The sequence below is a fragment of the Actinopolymorpha sp. B9G3 genome (assembly GCF_040120725.1).
Taxonomy (GTDB): domain Bacteria; phylum Actinomycetota; class Actinomycetes; order Propionibacteriales; family Actinopolymorphaceae; genus Thermasporomyces.
Genome location: NZ_JBEEAB010000095.1, coordinates 1 through 528 on the forward strand (window position 1 = coordinate 1; position 528 = coordinate 528).

At 64.2% G+C, this 528-nt stretch carries 1 protein-coding gene; it reads right to left on the reverse strand.

The features are described from left to right. On the reverse strand, nucleotides 1-526 hold a 526-nt coding region (locus ABNF93_RS34740), incomplete at its 3' end, for an IS5 family transposase (RefSeq protein WP_349332515.1). Nucleotides 527-528 lie beyond the last annotated feature (2 nt).

Sequence of the window (528 nt, forward strand, 5' to 3'; positions counted from 1 at the left end):
GGCTGAGGAGCCGGATAGCAGCCCATCTGACCATCGATTCGTGGTGTTCGGGTTGGCGTTCGTAGTCGCGGGCGCAGCGGCGGTGCCGGACGATCCAGGCGAGGGTTCGTTCGACGACCCAGCGGCGTGGAAGGACTTGGAAGCTGTGCTTGTCGGTGCGTTTGACGATCTGCAAGGTCAACTTCAGCTGCTGCAGGGCCCAGTCGACGAGTTTGCCGGCATAGCCGGAGTCGGCAAACACCAGCTTCATCCGGCAGAAGGACCCGGCCACCCGTTGGAGCAGCGGTTTGGCGGCGTCGCGGTCTTGCACCGATGCGGCGGTCACCATGACCATCAGCAGCAGACCGAGCGTGTCGACCACGATGTGACGCTTGCGACCATTGATCTTCTTGCCCGCGTCGAACCCTCGAGTGTTCGCACCGACGGTCTCGGCACCCTTGACCGAAGCCGAGTCCACCACACCCGCAGACGGACTCGCCGCGCGCCCTTGACGGATGCGTACTCGGTCCCTGAGCGTGTCGAGGATGT